The sequence below is a fragment of the Winogradskyella marina genome, from assembly GCF_015645385.1.
In the GTDB taxonomy this organism is placed as follows: domain Bacteria; phylum Bacteroidota; class Bacteroidia; order Flavobacteriales; family Flavobacteriaceae; genus Winogradskyella; species Winogradskyella marina.
In genome coordinates this window covers 1-23,637 of record NZ_JADOET010000017.1, presented here as the reverse complement: position 1 = coordinate 23,637, position 23,637 = coordinate 1, and the positions used below count along the sequence as shown (strand labels likewise).

Annotated in this window: 23 protein-coding genes; 5 read left to right on the top strand and 18 right to left on the bottom strand. The window is 32.5% G+C overall.

Annotated elements, in window-relative coordinates; genetic code table 11:
- Window positions 1-19: 19 nt before the first annotated feature.
- Window positions 20-451 carry a tellurite resistance TerB family protein gene (locus ITJ86_RS15095; RefSeq protein ID WP_195872491.1) on the top strand — a complete coding sequence of 144 codons (432 nt, stop codon included), beginning with the start codon at window positions 20-22 and terminating at the stop codon, window positions 449-451.
- A gap of 89 nt (window positions 452-540) precedes the next feature.
- Here the strand turns inward: ITJ86_RS15095 and fbp are convergent, their stop codons facing one another.
- A complete protein-coding gene (fbp, locus tag ITJ86_RS15090; protein ID WP_195872490.1) occupies window positions 541-1,548 on the bottom strand; it encodes a class 1 fructose-bisphosphatase in 1,008 nt (335 codons plus the stop codon).
- A 125-nt stretch (window positions 1,549-1,673) separates the two neighbouring features.
- On the opposite strand from fbp, the gene ITJ86_RS15085 reads away from it, so the two are divergent.
- Genes ITJ86_RS15085 through ITJ86_RS15070 form a run of 4 tightly spaced genes read left to right on the top strand, consistent with a single transcriptional unit; the run spans window position 1,674 to window position 6,256 of the window.
- The gene (locus tag ITJ86_RS15085) at window positions 1,674-2,150 is read left to right on the top strand and encodes a GNAT family N-acetyltransferase (RefSeq protein WP_195872489.1); all 477 of its coding nucleotides are present in this window, start codon (window positions 1,674-1,676) and stop codon (window positions 2,148-2,150) included.
- Window positions 2,150-3,400 (top strand): aspartate kinase, encoded by a 1,251-nt coding sequence (locus ITJ86_RS15080; protein ID WP_195872488.1) that lies wholly within the window; start codon window positions 2,150-2,152, stop codon window positions 3,398-3,400. Before ITJ86_RS15085 ends, ITJ86_RS15080 begins: the two co-directional genes overlap by 1 nt.
- A gap of 20 nt (window positions 3,401-3,420) precedes the next feature.
- On the top strand, window positions 3,421-5,253 hold the full coding sequence (locus ITJ86_RS15075) for a GNAT family N-acyltransferase (protein WP_195872487.1): 1,833 nt from the start codon (window positions 3,421-3,423) through the stop codon (window positions 5,251-5,253).
- Window positions 5,240-6,256 carry a carboxypeptidase-like regulatory domain-containing protein gene (locus ITJ86_RS15070; RefSeq protein WP_195872486.1) on the top strand — a complete coding sequence of 339 codons (1,017 nt, stop codon included), beginning with the start codon at window positions 5,240-5,242 and terminating at the stop codon, window positions 6,254-6,256. The genes ITJ86_RS15075 and ITJ86_RS15070 overlap by 14 nt, the downstream gene beginning before the upstream one ends.
- Before the next feature lie 39 nt (window positions 6,257-6,295).
- On the opposite strand, the gene ITJ86_RS15065 is transcribed toward ITJ86_RS15070, so the two are convergent.
- The 17 genes from ITJ86_RS15065 to ITJ86_RS14985 all read right to left on the bottom strand — a co-directional run bounded on the left by ITJ86_RS15065 (window position 6,296) and on the right by ITJ86_RS14985 (window position 23,305).
- A complete protein-coding gene (locus tag ITJ86_RS15065) occupies window positions 6,296-6,754 on the bottom strand; it encodes a YtxH domain-containing protein (RefSeq protein ID WP_195872485.1) in 459 nt (152 codons plus the stop codon).
- A gap of 87 nt (window positions 6,755-6,841) precedes the next feature.
- Complete coding sequence (locus tag ITJ86_RS15060) at window positions 6,842-7,606, bottom strand: sulfite exporter TauE/SafE family protein (protein WP_230080324.1); 765 nt, start codon at window positions 7,604-7,606, stop codon at window positions 6,842-6,844.
- A gap of 21 nt (window positions 7,607-7,627) precedes the next feature.
- Window positions 7,628-8,014, bottom strand: coding sequence for a VOC family protein (locus ITJ86_RS15055; protein ID WP_195872484.1), 387 nt, complete (start codon window positions 8,012-8,014; stop codon window positions 7,628-7,630).
- Window positions 8,015-8,076: 62 nt separating this feature from the next.
- Window positions 8,077-8,535, bottom strand: a complete 459-nt coding sequence (locus tag ITJ86_RS15050; RefSeq protein ID WP_195872483.1) for a DUF1801 domain-containing protein — start codon at window positions 8,533-8,535, stop codon at window positions 8,077-8,079.
- Between the two features lie 29 nt (window positions 8,536-8,564).
- Window positions 8,565-9,503, bottom strand: coding sequence for a 2-hydroxyacid dehydrogenase (locus tag ITJ86_RS15045; protein WP_195872482.1), 939 nt, complete (start codon window positions 9,501-9,503; stop codon window positions 8,565-8,567).
- Between the two features lie 321 nt (window positions 9,504-9,824).
- Complete coding sequence (gene mgtE, locus ITJ86_RS15040) at window positions 9,825-11,198, bottom strand: magnesium transporter (protein ID WP_195872481.1); 1,374 nt, start codon at window positions 11,196-11,198, stop codon at window positions 9,825-9,827.
- 62 nt (window positions 11,199-11,260) lie between these two features.
- Entirely contained in the window at window positions 11,261-12,037 is a 777-nt protein-coding gene (gene rsmA / locus ITJ86_RS15035) for a 16S rRNA (adenine(1518)-N(6)/adenine(1519)-N(6))-dimethyltransferase RsmA (RefSeq protein WP_195872480.1), read from the bottom strand.
- A 286-nt stretch (window positions 12,038-12,323) separates the two neighbouring features.
- Window positions 12,324-12,644, bottom strand: a complete 321-nt coding sequence (locus ITJ86_RS15030; protein ID WP_195872479.1) for a DUF4286 family protein — start codon at window positions 12,642-12,644, stop codon at window positions 12,324-12,326.
- Between the two features lie 76 nt (window positions 12,645-12,720).
- Window positions 12,721-14,505, bottom strand: coding sequence for a tetratricopeptide repeat protein (locus ITJ86_RS15025; protein WP_195872478.1), 1,785 nt, complete (start codon window positions 14,503-14,505; stop codon window positions 12,721-12,723).
- Window positions 14,506-14,952: 447 nt separating this feature from the next.
- Complete coding sequence (gene serS, locus ITJ86_RS15020) at window positions 14,953-16,224, bottom strand: serine--tRNA ligase (protein WP_195872477.1); 1,272 nt, start codon at window positions 16,222-16,224, stop codon at window positions 14,953-14,955.
- Between the two features lie 150 nt (window positions 16,225-16,374).
- A complete protein-coding gene (locus ITJ86_RS15015; RefSeq protein WP_195872476.1) occupies window positions 16,375-17,694 on the bottom strand; it encodes an HTTM domain-containing protein in 1,320 nt (439 codons plus the stop codon).
- Window positions 17,687-18,595 (bottom strand): bifunctional riboflavin kinase/FAD synthetase, encoded by a 909-nt coding sequence (locus ITJ86_RS15010; protein ID WP_195872475.1) that lies wholly within the window; start codon window positions 18,593-18,595, stop codon window positions 17,687-17,689. Before ITJ86_RS15010 ends, ITJ86_RS15015 begins: the two co-directional genes overlap by 8 nt.
- Window positions 18,596-18,651: 56 nt before the next feature.
- Window positions 18,652-19,284 carry an aminoacyl-tRNA hydrolase gene (pth, locus tag ITJ86_RS15005; protein ID WP_195872474.1) on the bottom strand — a complete coding sequence of 211 codons (633 nt, stop codon included), beginning with the start codon at window positions 19,282-19,284 and terminating at the stop codon, window positions 18,652-18,654.
- Between the two features lie 117 nt (window positions 19,285-19,401).
- Window positions 19,402-22,116 (bottom strand): carboxypeptidase-like regulatory domain-containing protein, encoded by a 2,715-nt coding sequence (locus ITJ86_RS15000; protein ID WP_230080323.1) that lies wholly within the window; start codon window positions 22,114-22,116, stop codon window positions 19,402-19,404.
- Window positions 22,117-22,123: 7 nt separating this feature from the next.
- The gene (locus ITJ86_RS14995) at window positions 22,124-22,336 is read right to left on the bottom strand and encodes a hypothetical protein (RefSeq protein ID WP_195872473.1); all 213 of its coding nucleotides are present in this window, start codon (window positions 22,334-22,336) and stop codon (window positions 22,124-22,126) included.
- 1 nt (window position 22,337) lies between these two features.
- Entirely contained in the window at window positions 22,338-23,048 is a 711-nt protein-coding gene (locus ITJ86_RS14990; protein ID WP_195872472.1) for a GLPGLI family protein, read from the bottom strand.
- A 29-nt stretch (window positions 23,049-23,077) separates the two neighbouring features.
- Entirely contained in the window at window positions 23,078-23,305 is a 228-nt protein-coding gene (locus tag ITJ86_RS14985) for a hypothetical protein (protein ID WP_195872471.1), read from the bottom strand.
- Window positions 23,306-23,637 lie beyond the last annotated feature (332 nt).

Genomic DNA, 23,637 nt, shown 5'->3' with positions numbered 1-23,637 from the left:
TTTTAAATAAAATAGATATATGTCATTTTCAGATTTATTCGATAGCGGATTTAAAAAACGTAATGAAGATCATTTTGCTTCAATTGTAAGGGTTGCTATGAGTGATGGTGTAATTACAGATAAAGAGAGAGCTTTCTTAGATCGTTTAGCAACACGTTTAAGTATTTCAGATCTCGATTATAAGAAAATTTTAGAAGATTATAATACGCATCCTATAAATGCTCCGCATTCTTACGATCAACGTTTAGAACGTTTGTATGATTTAGCACGAATGGTTTGGGCTGATGATATTGAAGGGCCTAATCAGCATTGGTTATTGGAGAAACTTTGTGTAGGAATAGGGTTTCACTCTAAAAATGTTAAATATATTGCCGATAAAGCATTAGCATTAGCTTACGATAAGGTTGATCTCGATGATTTTAAGGACGGTATAAAATCTATGAACGAATAAAACAGTTCAATTAGAAAGAAAAAAGCGACTATAATTTAACTCTAAGTGGTTAAAGTATAGTCGCTTTTTAGTTTTAAAACGTAAGTTTTTTATTCCGCATTGCGCATAAACTCTTCTGCTTTTTCTACCATATTTTTACTACCACAAATAAAAGATACACGCTCGTGTAGTGCTGTAGGTTGAATGTCCATTATTCTTGCAAACCCATCACTGGCCTTTCCTTTGGCTTGTTCTGCAATAAATGCCATAGGGTTACACTCATAAAGTAAACGTAGTTTACCATTAGGATTTTTAGAGCTTTTAGGATACATATAAATACCACCTTTAATCATGTTTCTATGAAAGTCAGAAACTAAAGATCCAATATATCTACTTGTGTACGGTCTGTCTTCACCATCTTCTTGGCAGTACTTTATATACTTTTTAATTCCCACAGGGAAATCTGAATAATAACCTTCATTTACAGAATAAATATGACCATCTTCAGGGAATTCCATATTTGGATGCGATAAATAATACGACCCAATAGCAGGATTAAGAGTAAACCCATTAACACCATGTCCTGTAGTATAAACTAACATGGTAGACGTACCATAAACCACATAACCAGCAGCGACTTGTGCACTACCTTTTTGTAAAAAATCGTCTAAAGTTACAGGTGTTCCTAATGGAGTAACGCGTCTATATATAGAAAATATAGTTCCTACAGATACATTTACATCAATATTAGACGATCCATCAAGCGGATCAATTAAAACGACATATTTATTTTGATTATTCTCATCTTGGCTATTAATAGCAATGAAATCATCTTCTTCTTCGCTAGCAATACCACAAACTATGTTTCTTTTTGTTAGTGTTTGTATAAATTTTTCATTGGCATAAACATCGAGCTTTTGCTGATCTTCACCTTGAATATTAGTATCACCAGCATTACCAATGATATCTACCAAACCAGCTTTATTAACTTCGTGATTAACCACCTTTGCCGCTAAACGAATAGAGTTAAGAAGCCGAGAAAGCTCCCCAGAAGTGTATTTAAAGGAGGTTTGATTTTCAATTATAAATTCACCTAAGGTTTGTTTTCTTTTTGACATGAAGTAATATATTGTTTAGTAGCACACAAATATCGTACTTTTTAACAAACTATAACGTTTTCGTACTTTAAAAAAATTATTTTGTAATGTGAGTTTAGTTACCTTTGATTTTTTAATTTGTAAAAATGAACCAACCTAGATTAGCACGTATCGAAGATATGCCAAGAGTTTTAGAACTCATTCAAGAACTGGCAACGTTTGAAAAAGAAGAAGACGCGGTAGAAATTTCAAAATCAGATTTAGAAAATGATGGTTTTGGAGACCAACCAAAATTTATTTGTTTTGTATCTGAAATTGAAAATACCATTGAAGGTATTGCTTTGGTTTACCCAAGATACTCGACATGGAAAGGCGAAATACTACATTTAGAAGATCTTATTGTTAGCGAAAAATGTAGAGGCAAAGGTATAGGATCTCTGCTTTTAGATACCGTTGTGAAATATGGTGAAGAGCTAGGAGTAAAACGAATAAGTTGGGAGGTTTTAGATTGGAACGAACCAGCTATAACGTTCTACGAAAGTAAAGGCGCAGATGTGAAACGCGATTGGAATGTTGTACATCTAGACGAAAAAGGAATTAAGAATTATTTAACCCAATTATAATGCGCATATTTAAGTTTGGTGGTGCATCAGTAAAAGATGCAAATGGTGTAAAAAATTTAGCAAAAGTTTTAAAAACTACTGGTTTTGACAACACGTTAGTTGTGGTTTCTGCAATGGGAAAAACAACTAATAGAATGGAGTTAGTTATCAAGAATTATTTTGAAAACAAACCCGAATTACCAAGTTCAATTCACGAGGTTGTTAAATGCCACGATGATATTTTAGTAGATTTATTTGAGAATAAGCGTCACCAAGTATTTACAGATGTAAAGACCCTTTTTGACGAATTAAATGCCTTTTTTAAAAGCAATAAATCTCCAAATTATAATTATGTGTACGATCAAGTAATTGGTTATGGTGAATTAATTTCGACCACAATTATTAGTCATTATCTAAATGAAATAGGCCTAAAAAATAATTGGGTGGATGTGAGAGAATTCATAAAAACAGACAGTTATTATAGACGCTCTAATGTAAATTGGGAAAAAACACAAGAGAATATTTCAGCGCACTTAAATCCTAATATTTTAAATATTACTCAAGGATTTTTAGGTAGTGATGCCAATAATTTTACCACGACTTTAGGACGCGAAGGAAGTGATTATACGGCAGCGATTTTTGCTTATTGTTTAAACGCGAATAGTGTAACCATTTGGAAAGATGTTCCTGGTGTTTTAAATGCAGATCCTCGCTATTTTGAAAATGCACAATTATTACATCAAATATCCTATAGAGAAGCTATTGAGTTGGCTTTTTACGGAGCTTCAGTAATTCACCCAAAAACGCTTCAACCTTTACAGAGAAAAGAAATTCCGTTGTATGTAAAATCGTTTTTAAATCCTGAAGGTGATGGCACTTGCGTAAGTAAAGGGAAAGCCTTAGTGCCAGAGATTCCGTGTTTTATTGTAAAGAAAAATCAGACGTTAATTTCTCTGTCGTCCTTAGATTTTTCATACATTATGGAAGAAAATATCAGTGAAATATTTAGTTTATTACACTTGTATAAAATGAAGGTTGATGTAATTCAGAATTCTGCGATTAGCTTTTCTGTTTGTATTGATAATTTATATGATAATTTAGAAAAACTGCTACAACATTTAAAGGCTAAATTTAAGGTTGTTTGTCATAATAATGTAAGTCTTTATACGATTAGACATTATAATGACGTTGTTGTAAAAGAGCTTGAAAAAGATAAAACAGTTTTACTTAAGCAGTTAGCTCAAGGAACCGTACAGGTTGTTACTAAATAAATAGTTGTTACATTTGTTTTATGGGGAAATCATCTGATACCGGTTTAGTTACCGCAAAGGAAGTTGCAAAAGCAATTCATGCTGACAAGTATGGATTTTTGGGAACTTTTTCTGGTTGGGTATTGATGAAAGTACTTAAAATATCGACCTTAAATAAAGTTTATAACCGAAATAAGCACCTCAATAAACTAGAGTTTTTAGATGGTATTTTAGACGAATTTCAAATTAAGTTCGAAATTCCTGAAGCAGACATGAAGCGTCTGCCCAAAGAAGGACCATATATCACCATTTCTAATCATCCGCTTGGTGGTATTGATGGTATTTTGCTGTTAAAATTAATGTTAGAGCAACGAAGCGATTTCAAAATAATCGCTAATTTTCTATTACATAGAATAGAACCTTTAAAACCATATATAATGCCAGTGAATCCTTTTGAAGACCGAAAGGATGCTAAAAGTAGTATTGCAGGTTTTAAAAATGCCATTATGCATTTGCGCGAAGGACATCCATTAGGTGTGTTTCCTGCTGGTGAAGTTTCTACCTATAGAGATGGAAAATTAGTTGTAGATAAACAGTGGGAAGAGGCTGCTATGAAGCTTATTCAAAAGGCAGAAGTTCCTATCGTTCCTATTTATTTTCATGCTAAAAACAGTCGTTTATTTTACAGGCTGTCTAAGTTGAGTGACACACTACGAACGGCAAAATTACCGTCTGAATTATTAACCCAAAAACGTCGAGTAATAAAGGTAAGAGTGGGTAGACCGATTTCTATTAAAGATCAGAAAGAACATCCAAATCTTCCAGAATTTTCAGAATTCTTAAGGCGAAAAACCTATATGTTATCTAAAACTTTTGAAGATAAACCTAAGATTTTAGATAATATTCAATCGCAATTAAAAGTGGCTAAAATGCCCAAACGAATTGAGACACCTGTTGCACCAAAATTAATGATTGCTGAGGTTGATAAACTTAGAGTTGAAGACGGCAGGCTTTTAATGAGTAAAAATTACGAAGTGTTTTTTGCGTCGCCGAAAGATATTCCAAATATTTTAAAGGAAATAGGCCGACTTAGGGAAATTACATTTAGAGAAGTTGGAGAAGGTACTAATGAATCTACGGATTTAGATAAATTTGATACGTATTATCACCATATGTTTTTGTGGGACAACGAACAAAATGTCATTGCAGGAGCTTACCGAATGGGTTTAGGTTCTAAGATTTTTGAACGTTTCGGTATCGATGGTTTTTATTTGCAAGATTTGTTTCGTTTTGAACCAGAATTGCATAAAATGATGAGTCAATCCATAGAAATGGGAAGGGCTTTTATTATAAAAAACTACCAGCAAAAACCAATGCCTTTATTTTTACTTTGGAAAGGGATTGTACATATTACATTGCGTTACCCTGAACACAAATATTTAATAGGAGGCGTGAGTATAAGTAATCAGTTTTCAAATTTCTCTAAAAGTTTGATGATTGAGTTTATGAAATCGCATTATTATGATCCTTATGTAGCGCAGTATGTACGTCCTAAAAAAGAGTTTAAGGTTAAACTCCAAGATGCAGATAAGGAGTTTGTTTTTGATGAAACAGAAGCCGATTTAAATAAATTTGATAAGATTATAGATGAGGTAGAACCAGGAGCTTTACGTTTACCTGTGTTACTCAAAAAGTACATTAAACAAAACGCTAGACTTGTAGCTTTTAACGTAGATCCTATGTTTAATAATGCCGTGGATGGTTTAATGTATATTAAAATTGCCGACTTACCAGAAAGTACCGTTAGACCTGTGATGGAAGAATTTCAGGCCGAATTAGAACGTAAGTTTACAGATAATAATGAGGATAAGTAAGCTTGGTGTTGCATTCTTTTTATTCCCAATAATTTGTATTTCACAAACTTTAACTGGTCGTGTTATAGATAAAATTACACAACAGCCAATTGAGACCGCTTCTGTATATTTTAATAATACTACAATTGGTACCACTACAAATGCTAATGGCGAGTTTTCAATTGACTACTCAGACGCTGTTCAATCTACTTTAGTGATTTCTTATTTAGGATTTGAAAAGGTCTTGATTTCTGATTATAGAAGTCAAAATAATATCAACGTAGAACTTGTTGAAGCAGATAATACTTTAGATGAAGTTCATATAGCATATGACGACGGTTTAACAAGACGACAGAAATTGAGATTGTTTAGAAAAGAATTCTTAGGAACTTCTAAGTTTGGGAAATCGTGTAAAATATTAAATGAAGATGATTTAGTATTAAAATATGACAAACACAATAAGGCGTTATATGCCAGCTCAAAAGTGCCACTTCAAATTTTAAATAAAGCCTTAGAGTATGAAATTACCTATGATTTAATGGAATTTGAAACCAACTTTGGATATGCTAATCTTAGCGAAATGCGATTTTCGGTTAATTCTGTAACGTTCTATGGTACGTCCTTCTACAATGATTTATATACTACAAAAAAGAAAACCTTAAAACATAGAGATAAAGCTTATAAAGGATCTGTTCAACACTTTTTAAGGTCGCTTTACAATAAAAACTTGAGAACAGAAGGGTATTGGATATACCATGATAAATTTAGGATAGAAGAGTGGGAATATTTTTTGGTGGAAGCTTTAGAGAATGAAGATTTTAAGAAAGTAACTCTAAAAGAAAATGTCTCTATCCTATTTGAGAAAAATGATCAATCTAAAATTCACTTAGAAGTACCCGAATTTTATGTTGATTCTTATGGTAATTTTACACCTGTTGTAGGAGTTTATTTTAGTGGTGTTATGGGAAATCAGAGAATTGGTGATACCTTGCCTTTAGCTTTTGGTTTAACTGGAAAAGAGTAAATAAAAAACCCAGAATTAACATTCTGGGTTTTTAATATTTTATAAACCTTTAAACCATTCTTGATATTGTTTACCAAGTAAAAAGGTCGGTTTCATCTCACCACCTAATGCAGAGATTAAACTCATTATCCAAGCAATTAATAGAACTATCCAGGCTACTAAGTTTACAATAGGAATCCAAGATGAAACAACACCTAATAAAATTAAACCTAAATTTTGTCTAATGTAAAAAGAGCCAAATTCGGTTTTATTACTACTATTCATAACAATAGCAATAATCCATCCGATAAAAGTAATATGGGCAATAATTGCAACATTTTTACCATCACTGAACACTTCTTTTGCATCGTTGCTAAAATCATCAGCCGCTTTTTTTGCATCATCTGAAAATTCACTAGTTTTCTGGCTTATTTTATCGCCTGCTTTTTTAGCGCCATCTTTAGCATCGTCTAACATATCGTTAAGATCGTTGCCTAAATCTTTATTGTCTTCTGACATATTTTTTTGTTTTAAGTTAAACCATAAAGTTAATGAAATATTATGAATCAACTTAAATAATATATGTTATCAAAGGGTAATCTTTTTTTACCTAAATAACATAATTAGGCCTCCAATAGCGGAAACGATTATAATAAATCGTCTGTAATTTACATTTGAAATGAGTTTTACAATGTTTGCGCCCAATATAAACCCTAAAATAACCGCAGGAATTAACACGGAGTTTAAAACTAATGTGTCTATCGTAACGGTTTCCCAAACAAAGACATGAAAGGGAAGCTTAATCATATTGATAATAAAAAATAACCATGCCGCTGTTCCTATAAATTCATTTTTAGGATAACGCATGGTTAAAAAATAAATATTAGAAACCGGACCAGCTAAATTACCTATCATAGTAGTGAAACCTGTTAATAAACCAATACCAGTTGAAAACAACTTGTTACGCGGTATATACGTAGATTTTCGCTTTTCTAAGTAAATCATAATACCCACTGAAACAAGTATTATAATCGCCATTAATTTTTTAAAAACGATTTCAGAAATATCATTTCCAACCCAAACTCCAATTAAAACACCGACTATAATCCATGGAATTAGTTTTTTGATAACCACCCAATCTGCATGTCTGTTGTAATAAATAACAGCTAATATATCTGCACAAATTAACATAGGAAGAAGAATGCCTGTAGATGCTTTTTCTCCAAAAACAAAGGCAAGTATCACAATAAGAATGATACCTACACCTTTAATTCCTGATTTGGATAAACCCAATAAAAAAACTGCAAATCCAATGGCCATCCATTGAAACGCAGTTAAATTATAAGCGTGTAGAATTTCTAAATAAGACAATGATATGTGTTTAAATGGAATTTATAAAAAGGCCTTATCCACGGGTTCCCAAAGTTCAATTTTGTTACCGTCGTTATCTAGAATCCAGCCGAATTTACCATATTCGTATTCTTCCATATCACCAACAATGGTGACACCTTCGTCTTTTAACGTTGCTAATAATTCTTTTAAATTTTCAACCCTATAATTAAACATAAAGTCTTTTTTAGACGGTTCAAAGTGTTTGGTGTCTTCAGTAAACGGACTCCATTGAGTAGAACAGTCGTTTCCTTCTTTATCTTTCCACCAAAAGGTACAGCCATAATCGTCTGTGTTAAACCCTAAATGTTTTTTATACCAATCTTTAGCAGCTTTTGGATCTTTAGTTTTAAAAAATAAACCTCCAATTCCTGTGACGCGTTTTTTCATTTTATTCTGAATTTATTTTAAGATCTCATTGGTTGAAACCCTAAATGTTATAATTTTTTAATCTACTTTTTCTTTATGGCAGACTCGTATATGTCTATCCACTCGTTACACGTCATCTTTTTAGTCAGTTCGCCAATTAATTCAAACGGAATGTCGTCTATCTTTTTAAATCTAACACAGCTTTTTCCCATGTCTAATTTTCGTTTGCAATGTTTTGGATACGCGTTAACAAACCAATCGTGTAGTTCTGGTTGCGCATAAATGCCACTATGATATAAGTTTATTGAGTTTTTTTGTGAAGCAAAACTCATAAATGGTAATGGCGTTTTTGGGTCGCAATGATAACCATCTGGATAAACGGAATGTGGCACATAATAACTTATCATATTATATAGAATGCCTTCTTCAAAACCATTTGGTAAATTATCAGTTATAACTTTCCTTAACGTTTTTAAAGCATTTTGGCGTTCTTCAGGTACTTGACTAATATAATCTTCTGGTGATGTAGCGTTGTATGTCATGTTTAAAAAGGTATGGTTAATATTGTAAGTTAACTAAACTTTGCTTTAATCTTATCGACGATTGTTTGCGAGAGTTTAATGTTGCTTTCAATCGTCCAACCTGCCACATGTGGTGAGAGCAACACATTTTTTGATGCTATTAAATATTGAAAGGCTTCTGGCATATCATTAGAAGTGAATAAATTTTCGAAAGACGATTTTTCATACTCTAAAACATCTAATCCTGCTCCCAGAATTTTACCAGATTTTAAGGCGTTAACTAAATCTTGAGTAACTACACTTTTACCGCGAGCTGTATTAATGAGCCAAAAAGGCTTTTTAAAACCTTTTATAAAATCAGAATTTATCATGTTTAAAGTTAGCTCTGTTTGTGGTATATGAAGACTTAGCACATCAGCTTTTGCTTTTAATTCTTCGAGAATAACTTGTTTGGCATTGGCATCTTCAACATTGGTTTTTATATCATAACACAAAACATCTACATCAAAGCCTTTTAATTTTTTGGCAAATGCTTTTCCCATATTACCATAACCAATGAGGCCAACAGTTTTTCCGTCTAATTCTAATCCTCTGTTATCTTCTCGCAACCATTTTCCGTGTCTCACTTCTTTGTCCGCTTTATTTAGGTTATTAAAAAGTGATAACAACATCCCTAAGGCGTGTTCTCCAACAGCATTTCGGTTACCTTCTGGTGCAGAAATAAGATATATGCCTTTATCTTCGGCATAATTGCAGTCTATATTTTCTAATCCAGCACCAACACGTCCTATAAATTTTAGGTTTGTGGCTGCATCTAAAAATTGCTTGTCTATGGTGAATCGGCTTCTAATTATAAGACCATCATAATCTGCGATTTTTGCTTCAACCTCAGATTTTGAAGACGTGTAATCTTCGTGATTGGTAAATCCTAAGGCGTTGAGTTGATTTAAAAGTAATGGATGATTAGAATCTAGGTGTAATATTTTCATGGTAATGCCTGCGAGAGTGGGAATCTATTTAAGCGTTAAATAATAACTTTTTAGTTTTTCAGATCTTCTAGATTTTTTAAAACCTAGTAGGTCTTATAATATGATGAAGTAAAGTTACAAAGATTTACAACGCGATTTACGATAGTTTACTTTTAAAATAGAGTAACATGGTGACTGCGTTAGGGATGGAACGGCATGTTTGAGCTCTTTTGCTTTTTTTGCAAAAAGCGAGTAGTGACAGCCCGACTCTACGTAGCTTTTCTAGTTGATGAAAGTGATTACAATAGCTACATAGCGAAGTAGAGTAACGCCCAAAAAATATTAAATACCTAACATCATTTTCGCGATTAAGAAATAGATTAAAATCCCGAAAACGTCATTGCTTGTGGTGATAAATGGTCCTGTGGCAACTGCTGGATCAATGCCTCTTTTGTCTAAAAAAATAGGAATAAATGTCCCAATAATTGCAGCCATTACAATCACAGCAACTAAAGCGATACTGATGGTTATGGATACAATGTATGGTGTTCCAAAAATAAAATGTGTAATAAGAATGGCAATTAGTGAAATAGCAATACCATTGACTAATCCTAATAAAAACTCTTTGAATAATCGTTTTAGAATTTTACCATCGATTGTGCCATTGGCAATACCTTGAACCACAATAGCAGAGGATTGTACTCCTACATTTCCGGCTGTTGCTTGAATTAAAGGTACAAAACTGAGCAACACTATAAAATTGCCCATATTATCATTAAACTGCTCTATAATACTGGCAGCTCCTAAACCTCCAAACATACCAATAAACAACCAAGGTAAACGTGCTTTGGTGAGTTTAAAAATACTATCATCGGCCTCGACATCTTGCGAAATACCAGCGGCTAATTGGTAATCTTTATCGGCTTCTTCTCGTATAACGTCTACAATATCATCAATGGTAATTCTACCGACTAATGTTTGGCTGTCATTTACAACAGGAATTGCTTCTAAATCGTATTTTGCCATTATTTTTGCGACATCTACCACATCATCGTTAACATGAACCCAATCCACATTTTCTTTAGCGATAGACGCAATTTTTTGATCGCTTTTGGATGTAATTAAATCTTTTAAAGACAATCTACCTATCAGTTTATCTTGTTTATCTACAACGTAAACCGAATGTACTCTTGTAACATCTTTAGCTTGCCCTCTAATTCTGCGTAAACAACCAGCAACTGTCCAAGTTTCGTAAACTTTTACAAGCTCTTTTGCCATGAGTCCACCAGCTGTGTCTTCATCGTAAGCTAAAAGTTCTTGAATTTCTTCTCTGTGTTCGTCGTCTGCAATCTGCGAGATAACTTCGGCTCGCCTGCCTTCCGGAAGTTCAGCAATCATATCTGCCGCATCATCGGTATCTAATTCTTCAACCTCTTCGGCAATTTCTTTATTGGATAGACTTCTAAGTATTTTTTCTCGGATATCCTCATCGAGTTCCATCAGGATTTCTGAAGTGGTTTCAGAATCGAGAAGTTTTATAACATAAACAGCATCATCATTGGTTAATTCATCTAAAATTTCGGCAATATCTGCGTGGTGATACTCATTTAATAAGGCTGTTAAGTCTTTGTCGTTTCCGTCTTCGACAAGGATTTCTACCTTTTCAATAAGCTCATCAGTTAACTGAAATTGTATGTTATCTTGGATGTCTTCCACTTGATTTTTAATACGCTTATTTTAATTCACCTCGACTGCACTCAGTGTGACAGCAAAGATCATTAGTTTTCGTCATTTTCTATTAGCGACGTTAGCTCTATAAACTGCGAAACACTCAGTTGCTCTGGTCGTTGCCCAAATATAGTATTTGCTTTTAAATTATCCGACAGATTGAATGTTTTTAAACTGTTACGAAGTGTTTTTCTACGTTGCTGAAAACCTGTTTTTACGACTTTAAAGAATAATTTTTCGTCGCAAGGCAAGGTGAAATTTTCTTTTCGTTTTAATAAAAGCACACCTGAATCTACTTTTGGTGGTGGATTAAATACGCTTGGTGGTACTGTAAATAAGTATTCTGCATCGTAAAATGCTTGGGTTAGTACAGATAAAATACCGTAAACTTTTGAGCCTTCTTTAGAACAGATTCTTAAGGCGACTTCTTTTTGAAACATACCAGAAAATTCTGGAATTTGATGTCTCATTTCTAGAGTTTTAAAAAGAATTTGTGACGAAATATTATATGGAAAATTACCAATAATAGCGAAAGGTTTATCCTTAAATACAAGATTTAAATCGTATTTTAAGAAGTCTTTTTCTATAATTCTATCTGCAAGATGTAAATAGTTATTTTTTAGGTAATCTACAGATTCTGTGTCTATTTCTATGACGTGTGTTATGGTGTCTTTTTTGAGAAGATATTTGGTAAGCACTCCCATTCCTGGCCCAATTTCTAAGACGTCGTTGTAGCCTTCTAAAGATAAGCTATCTGCAATATCTTGTGCAATGGATTCGTCTTCTAAGAAGTGTTGTCCTAGGTGTTTTTTTGCTTTTACTGTCATTTGTTTTTTTTCTCGCAAAGGCACAAAGGCGCAACGCAATTATTTTGTAAAGATACGGTTTACTTGGGTTTTTTGTAATGAATGGCGCTGAGTGTTATTATACAATGATTTTCAGAGTTGTAATAAGATTGTTTTTTCTCGCAAAGGCGCAGAGACGCAAAGCGTTTTTACATAAAAAATAATGCTATGTTTAAAGAATCAAAAAGCTATAAGCTTAATACAACCATGAGATTTCAAATAAAGTTGAGCTTTTTTCTTTGCGACTTGGCGTCTTTGCCCGAAAATATTATTCAAAACTAACCGAATACTCATCAACAACTTCTAACTCTGTTCTAAACGACAAGACTTTATCTCCAAAACGTTGTAAGCCAACTTGTTTTAAACGCTCGGCATGTTCAGCATAATATGAGTTTAGAGCTTCTCTAGAATGCGCTCTGAATTGAATAGAGTAGGTGTCTGCTTCGTCATCCTCTACCAAAACTTTGGTGAGTTTAGCTTCTTTGAACTTACCTGTTGCTAAGACTTGTGGAATGTGCTCTTTTATCCATTCTAACCATTCATTATGGATACTTTTATCTATATTAAGAGTAACGTTGTATATAATCATATGAGTTCAAAATTCAATTTTAACGTGTTAAATTCCAAAATGTTGCTGTTGGAATTGAGCGTTTGGGTTTTGTTATTTAGTTAATACTATCTCCTCTAAGCATTCTAAACTTTTTTCGCGCTTCAATAAAATAAATACTGTCTTGGTGATCAAATATTATTTTTTCGTAGAGTAGTTTAGCTTCTTCGGGTTTAGCCAAATAGTTGTTGTAAAGTTCTGCTAAATAGTAAAGCGTGTCATCTATTAAGATGTCTTCACTATAATCTTTAATAATGTCTAGGTAGTTAGCTTCTGCTTTAACGTATTGCTTTTTTTTCTCGTAGAGTTTTGCTTGTTGAAACAAAGCCTGATCTGTGATGCTTTCACCTTTATGTTCTTCTAAAATTCGGTCTAAAAGTGAAATAGCTTCTTCAGTTTTATTCTGAAACGCGAATAAGTCTGCCTTTGCGTAATGCTTTAATGCTGTTTGCGTGCTGTCTTCGTGTTTATTGTCCGAAATCAACAACTTTAAGTCTAGAGCATCATTTGCAATTAATTGAGATGTAGAAGATTTTAGGATGTTAAGCTGCGATTCTGCCCATTCAAAATCACCTTTGTAATAACTTGTTTTTGCCACTTTAAATCGTGCTTCTTGAGCAATAATGCTATTTTTAAGGTTAGCCTGAATTTGAGAATAGAAAATTAAGGCTTCATTAAATTTTTCTTGAAGTACTAAAATATCAGCTAATAGTAATTTTACATTCGCTTCTTGAAATTTAGAAAGCTGTAAGCTTAAACTTTGCTTTAAGAACGTTGTGGCTGTTTCTGTGTCTTTTTGGTTAAAGGCTAAAAATTTACCATAGGCTAATTGTAAGGATAAAGTAAGCTTAGATTTTCCAAACTCATTCAGCAAGCTGTTGTATTTTTTATCAATTTGCTGTAGCGTTTTAGCATCGGCATTTTTAGTGTCTATTTCTAAAATGTATTGGTGTGCCGTTAATGCTGTACTTCGATCTTGTGTAACCTCGAGTATATAATTGAAAATTGATTTTGCTGTGTCATCATCGTTGTCTTGTTGTGCTGTAACAGCTAATTCTATGAGACGATCTAAACTTTCAGGGTTACGCTTGTAAAGTGCTTTTTCTTGAATAAACGATTTGTTGTATGCTTTTTCTTGAACGTATAACCAACTCAACATATCATACCAGTACGTTTCCGGATTTTGTTGAATTTTTTTTAGAAGTAATCGTCGTAAATAGGTGTTGTTTATATTGTCTTTATCTTCGGAAACAAAGTCACTAATGAAACGTTTAATGTTATTGAGATAATTAGGTTTATACGCAATGTAATCTATATAGTTTAAGAACATTTTTTCGATATCACCTTGATCTCCATAAATGCGCGCTAACTGAATACTGAAGTTTTTTTCTGGTGATAAGACTTTACCTTTTTCATATAATCGAATGGCTTGTTCTGACAGTGAATAATCTTCAAACTTTTTAGCGATAATATAAATAAAGTTGGGCTTATGGTCTACAAAAGCTATCGCTTCATCATAAAGTTTATTGGCAGTAGCAATACTATCTTTAAGTTGAAAGTTATAACCCAAAGCCACTGTAAATTCTGGACTTCTATTTATAGATAAACGTTGTTTCAAAAGAGCTTCAGCATCGTCATATTGTTCTAATTGTTGGTAGATATCTACAAGCTTAAGAATATAGTTGTAACTGTGTGGCTTTTCCCTCAGTAAATTTTTATAGATTAATTCTGCTTTTTTGAATTCTGCTTTTTTGTAATAACTATCCGCTTGTGCTTCACTATTTTGGGCAAAACCAGAATAACTGAAGACTAGAATAATTATTATGAAAAAACGCTGTTGCATGTTTGTATTTTAGTACCGCTAAAAGTCACTGTAAGTGTAAATATAACAAATGCTTCAAGTAGATGTTGTGAAAAAAAGTATAAAAAAATGCCTAAACTTATGTTTAGGCATTTTACTAGTAAAATAAATGTGCTATTAACCATTATTTTTGTAAAATATGATTCAATTATCTTGACTAGGTTCGTTTTATATATTACTAATTAACAACATCAATTATAATGTTGAAAATTACCAAAAAGTATAGAATATCTGGTTCGCTAAAACAAAACCTTGCTTACCATAGCAATCAAAGAAACGAGTAATACGATTCGTTTTATATTCTTCATAATTAAGCTCTTTTAATCTGGGAAACCTAAATTTCTAAAAACTTTATAAATAAAGCGAGGAAATACCTTTATAATCGTTAAAATGCATTAAAATTTAACATTTAGAGTAGGGTATATGGTTTTAAGAAATCATATCAAAGCCGGTATACGGCACTAAAACGTCAGGTATTTTTATACCATTTTCGGTTTGATAGTTTTCTAAAATTCCGGCTAAAATCCTTGGTAAGGCTAAAGAACTACCATTTAACGTGTGGCATAATTCGTTTTTACCTTCAGAATTTTTAAAACGTAATTTTAAACGATTGGCTTGGAACGTTTCAAAGTTAGAAACAGACGATACTTCTAACCAACGGTCTTGTGCCGTTGAAAACACTTCAAAATCGTAAGTTAAAGCAGAGGTAAATCCTAAATCGCCTCCACATAATCTTAAAATTCTATATGGTAATTTTAAGTCTTGTAAAATGCCTTTTACATGATTGACCATACTGTCTAATGCGTCATAAGAATTATCTGGATGTTCAACTCTTAGGATTTCAACCTTATCAAACTGATGTAATCTGTTTAATCCTCTAACGTGCGCACCATAACTACCCGCTTCACGTCTAAAACATGGTGTATAACCTGTGATGGTAATAGGAAGATCGCTCTCGTTTAAAAGGGTGTCTCTAAATATATTGGTTGCAGGCACTTCTGCGGTTGGAATTAAGTATAAATTATCTCCTGTAACGTGGTACATTTGCCCTTCTTTGTCTGGCAATTGTCCAGTTCCAAAACCAGACGCTTCATTCACCAAATGTGGTACTTGGTATTCGGTGTAACCAGCTTCGGTATTTTTGTCTAAGAAATAAGCAATAAGGGCACGTTGTAATCTTGCACCTTTACCTATATAAACAGGAAAACCAGCACCTGTAATTTTGTTTCCTAATTCAAAATCGATGATGTTATATTTTTTAGCGAGTTCCCAATGTGGTAAGGCACCTTCATATAAACTAGGCACATCTCCATCTCTAAAGGTTTCCTCGTTGTCTTCATCCGTATTTCCTGCAGGAACAATAGGGTTTGGTACATTAGGGATTTTATATAAAAGCTCAGCAAGTGCCTCAATTTTAGCATTGAGTTCTTGTTCTAAAGTTTTAGTAACGTCCTTTAATTGTGTTGTTTTCTCCTTTAGAATATTTGCTTTTTGGGTTTCGCCAGACTTGTATAAATTTCCAATCTCTTTAGATAAGCTGTTAGATTCTGCTTTCGTGGTATCTAATTTGGTCTGAATTGCTTTTCGGTCTTCATCGAAAGCAATAGCCTCGTTAATCATCTCTGTAGCATCAATATTTCGTTTTGCTAAACGTGCAATAATGTCTTCTTTGTTCTCTTGTATAAAAGCAACTTGTAACATATCTATTAATTTTGGTTTATGCCAATTGGCATGGGGAAATAAGCCACAAAAGTAACAAGAAAATGACCAGATAAAAATAAAAAGTGTCTATTTTATAGTGTGAAATAAGATTTTCTGATTTAAGGATAGTTATACTTTTGTAATAAGAAATTACTTTTCGTTTTCTTCAGAAGGTAAAATCCAATCGTGATGCTTAAAATGTTGCCATGTTTCATTGGCAATATCAATTTTTGGATCTATAAGTTGTTTGGTGGCTTTTCCATTAACACTTACAAACGCATTGACATAGACTTTTACAGGAATTCCTTTTTTAGCAAAGTCTTGTTTAAGATGTTGTGCAAACTGCCAAATAATATCGGGCTTAGATCTTGCGCCTCGTTGTTGCTTTTTGGTTAAATAATCATCTAATTTAATAGGAATTATATCTTCAGTTTTTGCATTAACAACTTTGTAAAAGGTGCGTCCGCTTTTAGCTCTCAACATCATTCTCCACGATAAACGATGACCTTCTTCGGTCCATAATACATCATCCGTAAAAAAGTGATGACGTAACGGTAAGGCAATTTGAATTATAAAATAAATTGAAAATAAAGAGATTAAAACTGTATTGTATTTTGGAATGATAATGTCATCAGCATCATAATACTCCTTTTGCTTTAAGAATATGTTTTTTATGGTTTTAGGTTCAAAAAAGAACAAGCTAAACGCTAAAGACATATATGGGAAAATGCCAATATGAAAAATAAATGAATTAAACAGATGAAAGAAAATAGAGGCAAAGAAAGCGTACTTCCGAGTTTTTTTGAATAGTAATAATGGAATTATTAAGCCATCAAATAAAATGCCTCCATATGCCAAAATATAATGTACTGTTTTTTGCTGTAAAAGGTCACCAACCACATAGAAATCGGCTTTGCTTCGCATGAGTATTTTCATTACAGAACCGTCTAACCAATCCGGATAAAATTTAGCTGCCGATGCGTAGGTGTATAGAATAAATAATTGAAGTACAAAAACCCATTTACACCAACTTGGCATTGAAATACGTTTTAGTGAAGGGTTCAGTTTAACATCTAAAGAAGCATACCGATTGGCTGGTAGAAACACCATTAAAAAACTTAACAACATCAACAAATAATAATGATTGTTATAAGACGATTTTTGCATGAGGTAGGTTGTTGTCCACATTAAAGCAAACATAAGCATGCTTAACCTGTATTTGTAGCCCAACATTATACATAAGCCAAAAATTCCCATTACGGCATAATAGACATACATCCAATCACCAGGAAGTGGTTGTAACCACTCAAAACCAATAAATGAAAAGGTGAATTCTGGTTCTATTAAAGTTCGTCTAATCCAGCCTGTAAAAATGGCTCCAACAGCTTCTAAAAAACACAACAATCCAAAAATGATTCTGAAAACTATGAGTCCAGAGTTGTCTATATGTTTAAATAGAAACTTATGCATTTAAGGTGTTTATATAGCTTGATGCATTCGCCATATCTTTTTTAAGTTGAATTTTTAAAGCTTCGAGATTCTCATATTTTTGTTCGCTGCGAAGACGCTTAAGAAACTCAATTTTTAGTTCAGCATTATAAATATCTTGGCTAAAGTCGAAAAAATGCACTTCAATAGAACGTGTTTTGCCATCAACCGTTGGATTGCTGCCAATATTCATCATTCCGAAGACGGTTTTGTTTTCAATCTTAGATTTTACCACATAAACACCATCACTAGGAATAAGCTTATAAGTTGCCGTGACATTAATATTTGCGGTTGGGAAATCAATCGTTCTTCCCAATTCTTTGCCCTTAACAACTGTACCAGTTATAAAGAAATTGTAACCTAAATACGAATTTGCTAAATCTACTTCTCCTTGGTTTAAAGCTGTTCTTATTTTAGTAGAACTCACTGTAACATCTTTTAGGTCTTGTGCAGAAATTTCTTCAACATCAAAATCATAACGCTCAGCAAAGGCTTTAAGGTCGTTTATGTTGGCACTTCTGTTTTTGCCAAAATGGTGGTCGTAACCAATAACAATATGTTTGGTGTGTAACTCATCAACTAAAATCTGTTTCACGTAATCATGAGCAGAAAGATTAGCGAAGGCTTTGGTGAATTTTTTTACAACAACCTCCTTTATACCGTGTGATTTTAGTAATTCTATACGCTCGTCAATGGTATTTAACAACCGAATAGAGTCGTCTTTTTGAAGCACCATTCTTGGATGTGGAAACAAGGTTAAAACCACAGGAATATAGCCTTGTTTTTTAGCAAGAGCTACGACCTGTTTCAGGATTTTTTGATGTCCAATATGTACACCGTCGAAGGTGCCAATGGTTGTTACTTTTGCTGATTTTGAATTCAAATTTAAACGGTATTGCTATTTTTAACTTAGAACTATACTGAAAACAAAGCTAAATCTTATTTTCCATTAAATTGGTTCATCGTAGTATTTACTCCGGCTAAAGCGAAAGATTTTACCAATTCTGCCGAAATTTTCAAACGTTCTTTAAGTTGTGTGTTTTCTTCGTCTGTCCATTCGCCTAGAACATAATCGACTTGTCTGCCTTTGCTAAACTCATCACTGATGCCAAATCTAAAGCGGTTATATTTTACAGTCTGTAATTTATCTTGCGTGTCTTTTAAGCCATTGTGTCCTCCGTCGCTGCCTTTGGTTTTTAATCTTAGCGATCCAAACGGAAGGTTTAAATCATCAGTAACCACAAGTAGGTTTTCTATAGGGATTTTTTCTTTCTTTAGCCAGTATTTTATAGATTTTCCGCTGAGGTTCATAAACGTACTTGGCTTTAAAAGGATAAGTGATCTTCCTTTGATTTTCAAGGTAGAAACATCACCAAGTTTTACGGTTTCAAAAGTAATGTCATTCGTTTCAGCTAAATAATCTAGAATTTTAAAGCCAATATTATGTCTAGTGTTAGCATATTTTTCGCCTATGTTTCCTAAGCCAACGATTAAGAATTTTTTCATTTTGTCTTCTTCTGTAAGTTTCGGTTTAGCACTAAAACCGAACCATTTTTTTATAAAACTATACATAATGTATTTCTAGTTTGTGCAAAAGTAAAAAGAAGTTGACTAAAAACTAATTATATCGTTATGGTCTTTGGTTTGTGGGTTTAGTTTTTGAAGCTGTTTTGAAGATTTCGAACATACTTACAACTTATAGCTTACCTTAAACATTACAATTCTAGGCAAAATAAATGTTCTACTATCGCTAATCACAAAAGCGTTAAAGGAATTTTGTTGTTTAAAACGCGTATCAAAAAGGTTAGTGGCATTTACCTCAAATCCCCAAGGACTATCTTCTTTTTGGTAGAATAACGACGCATTTGCAGTATCAAAAGTGGTTTTAGTATCTAGACTTTTATTATTGTAATTATTATAGGTGTAATCTGCTTTAAAGATAAAATCCTTTAAAAAATCGTATTCCAAAATAACTTCTAATTGGTCATTTTCAAATTTAGAGACGTTATTTAAGGCTTTATAGTTATTAAAATCTTTGGTATAATTAATTTCAAAGTTAGGATGATTTTTAAATGAAGTTTCCGCGCCAATCGTTGAAGCAATAGATTTTGAAACATTAAGATTTGTTTCATTATTCAAAATTTGATAGAAATCATTATAACTAAAACGACTACTCAGATTATAACGGATTTTATTGATTTTTTTTGAAACGCGTCCACTAAGCATCCAATTATGTTCTGGTTGGTCAAACATTATGGCTGTATTAAAAGATTCAATACCATTAAGCTCTGAAACCGTTTTTATACTTTTTACACGCTTGTTAAAACTGGTATTGAAGTTGAGGTTTAAGTTTTTAAACAAACTAAACTTATAATAACTCAAGGTTGCGGAATGGTATAATTGGTTTTCTAACTGATTGTTGCCTTTGTAAACACTATTAAAATTAGAAAGTATAAAGTTGTTTGCCAATTGATTAATGCCAGGAAAACGCGCATTCAGTTTGTATTTAAAATTCAGTTTTTCACTGTTATTAAATTCCACTTTGGTGGTGAATTGCGGTAATAACAAATTTTTAGAAAACGTTTCAGAATCCTCAAACTGTTGTGTCCGCCATAAATAACCATGATAAAATACAGCAGGTTTAAACGTAGCGATACCAATTTGAAATTTATATTCCAAGCCCAAATACGAATCTATATAGCTATAACCAAAATCATTACCAAAACCAGCAGAACTAAAATTATTGATACGACCATAATTAAGCAATTGTAGATCTTCATTATAGAAATCATTAAAAGATGTGTTAATGCCAACACTAGTATAAAGGTGGTTAAAATTATTAATTACCCAATAATCTTTTATAATGGCATTAAAATTATGCGAAGCTGATTTTTTAGTTTGAAGAATATTATACACATCAGCATCTTCCAAAGGAATTAAACCTTGTAAAATTTGCTGATTAGTGAGCCACTCTGTAATCGGTTTATCATTCTGAAAATTATAAGTGGCTTCTAAAGTAGCTGTATGCGCTTTAGATAATTTACGACTGTAAGTAATGTTTTGTTTTAGATTAAGTGCCGTAACATCGGTTAATGTCGTAATGCTATTGTTTTGGTCTGGGTTAATTGTATTTACAAAACCATGACTATCATTATTAGTTACTTTTACAAAAGCATTATAAGCAAAATCTTCTTTGTAGCTTGGGTCGTAGTCCACGGTAACTTTACCTACGGTAAAAAAGTTATTAATAGTATTAGTAACCGTTCTGTTTTCCGTAAAAGGGTCTGCAATATTTTGGTAAGCGTTCAACGTATTGCTTGCAGTTTGGGTTTTTGAGTTAGAGCTAATTAAATAGCCACTAATATCTGTATGTTTAGAAACGGATTGCCTAATATTTAAAGCACCAAACTGATTAATATTAGCTGTAAAATCTTGGTTGTTGAGGTATTGGGCAAAATCGCTATTAAACAAACTAAAATAACTACCAACATCATCCAAGAGTTTTCCAAAACCACCTTCAAATTCTAAGTAATCGCTAAAACTAAAACTTTTAATGCCTTGGTTGTTAAGGTCACCAATAAAGTTAACGTTGGTTCTTGGGCTGTAGTAAAATAAATTAGGATGTAACAGGTAACGCTTTTTAATACCTGCACCCACCTCTATATCGCCAAAAACAAACTTCTTTTTATCTTCTTTTAACAAGATATTCATAGCCATATCCTCAGAGTCTTGCAAACCTTTAAGCATAGCAACCTCATTGTAATTATCTAACACTTCAACTTTCTCAACGGCATCTGCTGGTATATTATTTACAGCTAGTTTGCTATTACCTGTAAAAAAGGTTTTGTTTTCTACTAAGACTTTAGTTACTTTTTTACCATTAACCATCACGTTACCTTCTCTATCCACTTCTACTCCAGGTAATTTTTTAAGAGCATCGCGTAGTTTGCGTTCCTCACCTGTTACAAACTTTGTAACATCGTAAGTTATGGTGTCTTCTTTAACGGTAATTGGAGGTGTGTATTTTATGTTTACCTCATCTAATTGGTCTGGGTTTTCTTTGAGGATAAAGTTTTTAGTGAGGTCTTGGTCTGTTGTGGTTATAGTAACTTTTTGTGGCTTGTAACCCAAATAGCTTACCGTGAGTTCGTAGGTTTGGTTTTTTGCAAGGCCTAGTTTGTATGTCCCATCGTTTTCCGTAATGGCGAATTTCACGTCTTGGTCATCTGCTTGAGGTATTGCTAAGATATTTGCGTATGGTAAAGGATTATGCAGAGTGTCTTTAACATTGCCGATAAACGTAACTTGTTGAGAGTAGCTACAGAAAAAAAAACTCCCTATTAATAATATTGATATAAGAGAGTTTTTTTTAATAGATGAAAATTTACTGTTACTAATAATCAATTTAATATTAAAAATACATACAATCAAGGTATGCTATTTGCGAAACAGCAAAGGCGGTTTCTATATCTACCTCACTATTTATTGCGTTGTCATAAATAGTTAGAGCTAGTAAAGAACAAGCTTTTTTTAAGCTTTCAGGTTTCTTAGGTTCAGAGTATTGCATGCTTGTAAATAAGAAAAATGCAGATAAGACAATTAGTGTTTTTTTTAAGGTTTTCATATTACTCAAATTTAAATTCTTTAATTTTTTGTTTAACATATTTGTTATAATCACTCCTGTTAATTTTGATTCCATTTTTTGGTATTTTAATTTCTGATTTATCGAACTCTAGTTTTTGCAACGAATAGATTAAATTATTCTCTTTTAATTCTAAAATAATACCTGGCAATCCTGAATAACCTTTAGGTCCATGAGAAAGAGGTATTAGATATGTAAACCAAGCAAAAACTTTTTTACCTTTTGGATTAAGGTATGTAGTTTCAATTTCTAATTCTGCTTTATAACATAAATATTCCCCAATTAATTTAGTTTCTTTGGTTATTTTCCAGTCATAGGTTAATGAATCTGTTATGATAAAATCATCTCCTAAAAAGTTTTTTCTTGTTTTTGAGAGTTGAATATTTAAATCAGTAAAAACTTCAACATCTCCAGCTATTTTTAATGCGGCCTTAAAGTAGGTGTCACTTTCTTTATCTGAAATCATTGATTTATCTAAATAATATAAAGATTTAGAATTATTAAAGTCTAAGTTAAAATTAAACTCTCTTAATGCTTCTACTGATTTTTCAAGAAATTTAGATGCAGAAGTTTCTTTTTTGGTTTCAGTATAATTAAATGTAACACTATAAACCAATCTACCTGATTTTATAGAATTTTGCGAATGACAATTCCCTATAAAAAGGGTGAAAACTATTATGTGGATTAATTTCATATTAGTATACAATCAGTTGTTTTAATCATTTAAAATTGCACTGCATTACATTCGTCTAGATATCTTGCTCCAGCTTCAATTGCCATTTCTCTATCGTCGAAAGTTCGTATGTATGCGTGATACAATCTTATTGCGTCACAAAAACATTCACCATTCGATTCATTAGAATCAATGTTGCATGGTTCACAATATTCGGAAGTCTTATTGCTTACTGCCATTACGTTTATTGGACTTCCAATAAACATTACCACAGCCATTAGGCTAAATATTCTTTTCTTCATAATTTAAGATTTTAAACCCATCACATTTTTTAAGATAGGTTGATTAATAACTATTGTCTCCCTAAAACTTAGGGAATAGAAGTCTTATAATTAGAAGTCATTTGTTTTCTCATTAAGGGAATGAGAAGTAGAAGTCACTTGTTTAGAAGTCTTTTTTTTGCGCTATTAGTTTTAATTCTCAGGGATAAAATATAAAAAAGCTTGCACAAGCTATAATGTTAACATTTTTGTCGTCCACATTCTTAAGAGCGACTTCTTACATTACTCTATAAAAATGCTTTCAACATTGTAAATCTAAAAAAAAAAAA

Coding starts and splice junctions, on each gene's coding strand:
- ITJ86_RS15065 (WP_195872485.1), bottom strand. CDS start 6,754: ATGTCAGAAGACAATAAAGATTTAGGCAACGATCTTAACGATATGTTA.
- pth (WP_195872474.1), bottom strand. CDS start 19,284: ATGTATAGTTTTATAAAAAAATGGTTCGGTTTTAGTGCTAAACCGAAA.
- ITJ86_RS15055 (WP_195872484.1), bottom strand. CDS start 8,014: ATGAAAAAACGCGTCACAGGAATTGGAGGTTTATTTTTTAAAACTAAA.
- ITJ86_RS15030 (WP_195872479.1), bottom strand. CDS start 12,644: ATGATTATATACAACGTTACTCTTAATATAGATAAAAGTATCCATAAT.
- ITJ86_RS14995 (WP_195872473.1), bottom strand. CDS start 22,336: ATGAAAACCTTAAAAAAAACACTAATTGTCTTATCTGCATTTTTCTTA.
- ITJ86_RS14985 (WP_195872471.1), bottom strand. CDS start 23,305: ATGGCTGTGGTAATGTTTATTGGAAGTCCAATAAACGTAATGGCAGTA.
- ITJ86_RS15075 (WP_195872487.1), top strand. CDS start 3,421: ATGGGGAAATCATCTGATACCGGTTTAGTTACCGCAAAGGAAGTTGCA.
- ITJ86_RS15050 (WP_195872483.1), bottom strand. CDS start 8,535: ATGACATACAACGCTACATCACCAGAAGATTATATTAGTCAAGTACCT.
- serS (WP_195872477.1), bottom strand. CDS start 16,224: ATGTTACAAGTTGCTTTTATACAAGAGAACAAAGAAGACATTATTGCA.
- ITJ86_RS14990 (WP_195872472.1), bottom strand. CDS start 23,048: ATGAAATTAATCCACATAATAGTTTTCACCCTTTTTATAGGGAATTGT.
- ITJ86_RS15070 (WP_195872486.1), top strand. CDS start 5,240: ATGAGGATAAGTAAGCTTGGTGTTGCATTCTTTTTATTCCCAATAATT.
- ITJ86_RS15015 (WP_195872476.1), bottom strand. CDS start 17,694: ATGCATAAGTTTCTATTTAAACATATAGACAACTCTGGACTCATAGTT.
- ITJ86_RS15045 (WP_195872482.1), bottom strand. CDS start 9,503: ATGAAAATATTACACCTAGATTCTAATCATCCATTACTTTTAAATCAA.
- ITJ86_RS15085 (WP_195872489.1), top strand. CDS start 1,674: ATGAACCAACCTAGATTAGCACGTATCGAAGATATGCCAAGAGTTTTA.
- ITJ86_RS15080 (WP_195872488.1), top strand. CDS start 2,150: ATGCGCATATTTAAGTTTGGTGGTGCATCAGTAAAAGATGCAAATGGT.
- fbp (WP_195872490.1), bottom strand. CDS start 1,548: ATGTCAAAAAGAAAACAAACCTTAGGTGAATTTATAATTGAAAATCAA.
- ITJ86_RS15025 (WP_195872478.1), bottom strand. CDS start 14,505: ATGCAACAGCGTTTTTTCATAATAATTATTCTAGTCTTCAGTTATTCT.
- rsmA (WP_195872480.1), bottom strand. CDS start 12,037: ATGACAGTAAAAGCAAAAAAACACCTAGGACAACACTTCTTAGAAGAC.
- ITJ86_RS15095 (WP_195872491.1), top strand. CDS start 20: ATGTCATTTTCAGATTTATTCGATAGCGGATTTAAAAAACGTAATGAA.